Source organism: Clostridium sp. (assembly GCF_016650095.1).
Lineage (GTDB): Bacteria > Bacillota > Clostridia > Clostridiales > Clostridiaceae > Clostridium_AD.
Window position 1 is genome coordinate 1 of the sequence record NZ_JAENWL010000232.1, and the last position, 6,044, is coordinate 6,044.

Sequence of the window (6,044 nt, forward strand, 5' to 3'; positions counted from 1 at the left end):
AAAAAGATGGAACAAATTAATATGTTCTTTTAATAAATAAATTTTCAAGTTGAACAGTTTATTATGGTTAGACCTTTAGTGTATTATGCAATAACAATATTTATGGGATGCGTTACTTGTTTGATTTTAATTAATAACCCTATTTTAGGTGCAGTTATAGCTGCATCTTTTTTAGCTACAATGTATTTTACTATAGATAAAAAATTTTTTTATCTAGTAGTTTGTTTTTTTATTATTGGAGCTGTAAATTACTATTCTTATTTTAATGTTAATTTACCAAGTAAGCAAACGGTTAAAGTGAGAATTTCAGACAAGAGTACATATTATTGCTATGCAAAATATAATAATAAGAAGATTATTTTGGAGGGGAATATATTTGATTTAATGGAAGGAAGAAATGTTTGGATAAATGGTGATTTTCAGAAGAGTGCAGTTTATGAAAGGGGCACCATTGGGACATATAGAGTTAGTGATTATAAAATTTGCAAGGAGGATTTAATTTCAAAGATTGGAAATTTCCGAAGTGGATTATATGATAAATTTTTAGAGGTACTAGGAAAAGAAAAAGCTGCTTTGGTAATGGGCGTATGTTTTGGAGATAGTGGCTACATAGAAAAAACTCAAAAAGAAGATTTTAGAAAATTAGGAATCAGCCATGTTATAAGTGTATCAGGACTACATATGTCAATAGTATATAAAGCTTTAGAAATTATTTTTGGCTATAAGATTGCTATATTATGTTCTTTTGGATATATGATATTTACAGGAGGAAAAGCCTCTACGATTAGGGCCTTTATAATGATTTTTATATTAAAAATATCAAGTGTGGTTTATAAAAAATACGATAGTCTATCCGCTCTCAGCTTATCTGCAATCATAATATTGTTAATTAGACCATTTTCTATTCTTGACATAGGATTTATGCTTTCATTTCTTTGTGTCCTTGGAATTATAGTATATAATGAAAAAATAAAGAAGGTGTTATATAAATTACCTTCTGCTATAAATGAGTCTTTTAGTTTAAGCATAAGTTCCCAAATATTTTCAGTGCCATATGCACTTTTTGCTTTGAAAACTTTTAGTTTGGGAATTCTTGTTAGTAACTTATTGTTATTGCCATTTTATACTATCGTCGTGATATTGGGCAATATAGGTCTAGTGTGTAGTGCCTTTTATCAATTGTTCAATTTAATAAATTATGGGCTATTCTCTGTTTTAACAATTATAGAATTTATTCAGAAAGTACTAGGTGCGGCATTGCCAAAAATAATTTACTTTTCGTATATAGAGAGTTTAGTTGTATTCGGACTATATATATGTTATCTTGGAATTAAAATAGGGTATAGGCAATTTAAGTATGTTCCCTTTTGTATCATTTTTGTTTTTATATTTCAAACTTATAAAATTTTTCCGGAGATTAGCTATATAAGTATAAATAATAATGATGTAGTTTTATTACAATATAAAGAAAACACAATTGCGGTTACCACAGGTAACATTAACGTGCAGGATTTAAAAGTGCCGGTTATCATAGATAAAATTTTTCAAAGTTATGAGGGAGATTCAACTATGAACCTTGGGGGCAGATATATTATTAGGTTAATTAGTCAAGGTAAAAAATTGGAAGCGCAAGTGTGTTTTGTACAAAAGGAAAATAGAAAATCTAGTATGGCGGCATTTAATGATACCGGAGAAGAAATTACACCATTCAAAGATATTATAGAACTGAAAGCGGATGAAACATATACAAGCGCAGGTACAATAATAACAAAATATATAATTATAGGAGACAAAATTTTTAAATTTTAATAGGTTGGGGGAAATACTTTGATTAATTATGCAGAGCTTAAGAAAAAAATAAAAAAAAATGAATTAGATAATTGCTATTTATTTTGTGGACCTGATGAAAAGTTAATAAAGAATTATGTTAAATTTGTAACTGATAACATATTAAGTAGTAATTACATGGATTTGAATTATTCAAAATTTGATGGTAGCAAAACTGATTTTGAGATAATTATAGATGCTTGTGAAACCATGCCATTTATGAGTGAAAAAAAGGTAGTGGTTGTATATAGAGCATCATTTTTAGATGATAGTGGCGGGAGTAAAAATTCTGGCGATTTAAAAAGTAAAAATTTAGCTTTGCTAAGTGAATATTTGAGTAATCCCGCGCCTCATTGCATTTTGATCATATATTATGTATTTACAAGTGACAGAGAAAAACCAAGTTATAAAATTAAAAAGCTAGATAAAAAGGCATGCGTGATAAAAGTTGATAAACTGAAGGGAGAATTTCTTCAGAGAAAATGCAAGGATTTATTCGAGGATTTAGGCAAAAATATCGGGAAATCAGAACTTACTTTATTTTGCTCTCAGGTAGACAATAATATGAATATCATATTAAATGAAATAGAAAAATTAGTTTCGTTTGCTGGTGAGAGAGAGATTACTAAAGAGGATATTTTGGCTATGATGCCTCAAAAGAGTGAAAATGATATTTTTAATTTAGTTGATTATTTGTCCCAAAAAAATATTAAGCGTGCTCTAGACATTTTGAATGAACTTATATATAAAGGGGAGAAGATTCCACTTATATTATTTATGATAGGACGACAATTTAATCTTTTATTTAATATTAAATTAGGCATTGATAGTGGTAAATCAAAAGACGTTTTGGCGAGTGAATTAAAACTTCATCCATATATTTGCGAAAAAATGATTTCGCAGAGCATGAAGTTTACATTAATCGCACTAAGAAGAAATATTGAGCTCTGTGTAAATACTGAAAAAACTCTTAAAAGTACTTCCACTGATGATAAGATAAATATTGAAATTTTTATGATAAAGACTGTGATGTAATACGATTTTTAAAAAAGCTTATGGCTATGCAAAAAATATAAAAAACCGGTGTAGATCACCGGTTATTTATTATGCAGTTACACTTAAAGCGTTTAATTTCGCTGCGAGTCTTGACTTTCTTCTTGCTGCTTTGTTAATGTGAATTATTCCTTTTGTTACAGCCATATCTAAAGCTTTAACCACGCTTGCATATGTAACTTTAGCTTCTTCAACATTGCCAGTTACGAGAGCTGTTTCGAATTTCTTAACCTTAGTTTTTAAAGCTGATTTAATCATTGTATTTCTTTGTGTCTTAACTTCAGTTACTTTAATTCTCTTTTTTGCTGATTGAATATTTGCCATTTATTTTCACCACCCTTTGTATTTAATAACGTATCAGTAGCTTTGGGTAAAACTGCTGACGAACTTTTTTAATTAGTCAATTGACATTATAGCATTAAAATTAAATCACTTCAATAGGGATTTAAACTATATATACAAAGTTTAAAATAAACATATTTATAAGAATAGGAAAGAATAATTAGGAAAAGCTAATATTAAAAATCTAGTTGAGGTGAAATTATGATAAGTGTAAGAACGGATTTAGCGGTTGAAGCTAAAGAAATATACAAATCAGAAAATAATGGTGAAACGCCAGGTATTGATGTGGATGAGTATAATGAAGGTGATATTAAAATTACTAATGTACGGATAGTAAGCGATATTGGAGAAAAAATGATGGGTAAACCAATAGGCACATATATAACTATTGATATCCCAGAATTTGTTCATTATGATGGTGAGGCTATGGACAGAGTAAGTATTGCAATGGGAAAGGTGCTGAAACCCTTAATAAAATTAGATGATAGTATGACGGCCCTTGTGGTTGGACTCGGTAATTGGAACGTTACGCCTGACGCTGTGGGACCTAAAGTTGTTTCGAAAATAATGGTAACTAGGCATTTAAAGGAATTAGTACCCGACACCATAGATGAAGGGATAAGACCTGTATGTGCTATAACACCTGGGGTACTCGGGATAACCGGCATGGAAACGAGCGAAATTATTCGCGGGATAGTGGAGAGACTTAAACCCAATTTAGTAATTTGCATTGATGCATTAGCTTCTAGAAAAGTGGATAGGGTAAATAAAACTATACAGATAGGGACTTCTGGAATTTCTCCTGGGGCTGGAATAGGAAATCGCAGAATGGAAATAAGTGAAAAAACCTTGGGCGTGCCTGTTATCGCTATTGGAGTTCCAACAGTAGTGGACGCGGCAACACTAGCGAACGATACTATTGATTTAGTACTTGATGGGATGATTAAAGCTGCAAATGAAGGTAAAGAATTTTACAATATGCTTAAGTCAATTGATAAGGCAGAGAAACAAAAGATGATCACTGAAGTATTAAATCCATATGTTGGTAATCTTGTAGTTACACCTAAAGATATTGATATGGTTATAAATTCTGTTTCTAAAATCATTGCTAATGGAATTAATATAGCATTGCAACCGGCATTAGATTTAGAGGATATAAATAAGTATTTAAACTAGTAATAAATTTTTAAATTCCCTCATATGTATTGTATAAAGCACCTGAAAAAAATAACAAAGGCTAGAATAATGGCTAGTTATTTTTTTAGGTGCCTAAGCTGGGGGGATAAAAATGAGTTACAAATGTATAGAGTTCAAAGGTAAGAATAATAATGTACCAAGTGAAAAAAATAGTTTTTTTAAATATGCTATTAAAAAAGGTAGTAATGCGAGAATATTCTTTAGTATTTTCACATTACTCATTATTTTTTTATTAGGCCTCATTTTACCTAAAAATACAAAGGCATATAGTGCTGGAAATTATCAAAATTACTTTTATATTAATGTTATAAATAATGCATTATCAGTATTTAAAGCCTCAAACACAGTGCAGCAGGATAATAACAGTGAAACCAGCATGCAATTTGATGCACTATCTTTTTTAGGAGTAGATATTTCAAATCCTATATCAATAATAGCACAAGAAGTTGCATACTTAGATAATAATAAGATTGGCACTGGTGTAAATATAAATGATTCGGTGGATGAAGTGAAAAGTTTAAAAACATTTATTCTTAATCCCTTTAACTTAGGCGATAAGCAGGTAAATAAATCTAATGCTGCGGATGCTAAAGTGATTGCAAACCTTTATAATCCTGCTTTGAAAAAAACTTTAAATAATGCCAAACCAGAAATACTCATATATCATTCTCATACATGTGAAGCATATCTTACTTCAGACAAGGATACTTTAACTAACAGTAGTATGGATCAAACTAGAAATGTCTGTGCTGTAGGTGATGTAATAGAAGAGGAATTAGAAAAAAATTATGGAATTGCAGTTATACATGATAAGACTGTGCATGATAAAGGGGTTTATGATAATGCCTACAAAAAATCTGGAGTTACTTTAGATAAATATTTAAAGCAATATGGAGATTTCAAATTAATTATAGATTTACATAGAGATAGTGTGGCTAAAAATGCAGTAACTACTAAATTAAACGGAGAAGATGTTGCTAAATATATGTTTGTGGTGACAACGTCAAATCCTAGATATGCAAAGCAGAAGAAATTAATAGATTCCATGATAGGAATATCAAATAAATTATACCCAGACCTTATAAGATCCAATCAAATACATGCTTATCAAAGAGGGATGGATTTTTATAGCCAGGATAAAAGTGATAATGCTGTGATGTTTGAGGTAGGCTCATATACTAATACTATTCAAGAGGCTAAAAATACTGGTAAGTATTTAGCAAGAATTATTGCAGAGCAATTATATGGTAAAAAGTGAATAATTTAATTTAAAAAGTGCATCCTTACTAAGAAGAAGATAATAATTAGTAATTGTTATTTATTTAAGAAAATTAGTAGGGGGGCACTTTTTATGCGTAAAAAAGGTAGATTTAAATACTTACTTATGATTTCTCTTTGTGTTTACATATTCATCTATGGATTTATTAAAATTAATATTACTAAGCCAGAACTTGTGATAAAAAGGTCAAAGTTTGAAATGAACATAAAATTAAAACCCTTAGATTTCAGAATAGAGACTAAGGACTATGTTTTTTATGTGAATAATAAAATTTTTGATAGCGTGAAAGAAAAATGTATTGGTGCATATAATGAAATAATTTCAAAATAATACAAATAATAGTTAG

The 6,044-nt window shown here is 29.5% G+C and carries 6 protein-coding genes; 5 read left to right on the plus strand and 1 reads right to left on the minus strand.

Annotation, left to right across the window (positions count from 1 at the left end; genetic code table 11):
- The first annotated feature begins 102 nt into the window (after positions 1-102).
- Together JJE11_RS12960 and holA are read left to right on the plus strand one after the other, a co-directional pair.
- Positions 103-1,809, plus strand: coding sequence for a ComEC/Rec2 family competence protein (locus JJE11_RS12960; protein ID WP_291636271.1), 1,707 nt, complete (start codon positions 103-105; stop codon positions 1,807-1,809).
- A gap of 18 nt (positions 1,810-1,827) precedes the next feature.
- Entirely contained in the window at positions 1,828-2,862 is a 1,035-nt protein-coding gene (gene holA / locus JJE11_RS12965; RefSeq protein WP_291636273.1) for a DNA polymerase III subunit delta, read from the plus strand.
- A gap of 69 nt (positions 2,863-2,931) precedes the next feature.
- Here the strand turns inward: holA and rpsT are convergent, their stop codons facing one another.
- Positions 2,932-3,204 (minus strand): 30S ribosomal protein S20, encoded by a 273-nt coding sequence (gene rpsT / locus JJE11_RS12970; protein ID WP_291636275.1) that lies wholly within the window; start codon positions 3,202-3,204, stop codon positions 2,932-2,934.
- A 219-nt stretch (positions 3,205-3,423) separates the two neighbouring features.
- On the opposite strand from rpsT, the gene gpr reads away from it, so the two are divergent.
- From gpr to JJE11_RS12985, 3 genes are all read left to right on the plus strand, one after another.
- Complete coding sequence (gene gpr, locus JJE11_RS12975; RefSeq protein ID WP_291636277.1) at positions 3,424-4,398, plus strand: GPR endopeptidase; 975 nt, start codon at positions 3,424-3,426, stop codon at positions 4,396-4,398.
- Positions 4,399-4,510: 112 nt separating this feature from the next.
- Positions 4,511-5,677 carry a stage II sporulation protein P gene (locus JJE11_RS12980; protein WP_291636279.1) on the plus strand — a complete coding sequence of 389 codons (1,167 nt, stop codon included), beginning with the start codon at positions 4,511-4,513 and terminating at the stop codon, positions 5,675-5,677.
- A gap of 93 nt (positions 5,678-5,770) precedes the next feature.
- A complete protein-coding gene (locus JJE11_RS12985; protein WP_291636281.1) occupies positions 5,771-6,028 on the plus strand; it encodes a hypothetical protein in 258 nt (85 codons plus the stop codon).
- Positions 6,029-6,044 lie beyond the last annotated feature (16 nt).